This is a genomic window from Bacteroides caecigallinarum, from assembly GCF_021531075.1.
In the GTDB taxonomy this organism is placed as follows: Bacteria; Bacteroidota; Bacteroidia; order Bacteroidales; family Bacteroidaceae; genus Phocaeicola; species Phocaeicola caecigallinarum_B.
Map to the genome: position 1 here is coordinate 1 of NZ_JADYTJ010000151.1, position 558 is coordinate 558.

The 558-nt window shown below is 43.5% G+C and carries 1 protein-coding gene; it reads left to right on the plus strand.

The features are described 5' to 3' along the window. Positions 1-558: IS66 family transposase (locus I6E11_RS14820; protein ID WP_235338850.1), on the plus strand; the 558-nt coding region annotated here is incomplete at both ends.

Genomic DNA, 558 nt, shown 5'->3' on the forward strand with positions numbered 1-558 from the left:
TCCTTGGTGATGCAAAAATCAAATCACTGCAGAGCGACGGCTACAACGTATATATGTATCTTGACAATGAGCTTATGGATATAGAGCATCTCTGCTGTCTGGCTCATGCAAGAGCTAAGTTCAAGTATGCCTATGACCAGGGAAGCCTGCAGGCGAGAATCTTCCTTGAGCTGATAGCAAAGCTATACGGCATGGAAGATACTTACCGCCGGGAAAAACTCACTTCAGACGAGATTTACCACAGAAGAAACAGTAAGGAAACGACGGAAATCATTGATAAGATAAGGACAGAGCTTTATGATCTGCTTGCAAATCCGGATGAGAGCCGAAGTGAACTTATGAGCAAGGCTCTTAACTATCTGAAGAACTTCTGGAATCAGATCTTCGCCTACAGAAATGACGGAGAATACTCAATAGACAATATGGCGGCGGAAAGAGCGATAAGACCAATCACTGTCCAACGAAAGAACAGCCTGTTCTTCGGAAGTGTGAAAGGAATACAGAACTCCGCAATCTATAATACCTTTATAGAAACATGCAAACAGGCAGGAGTCTCCT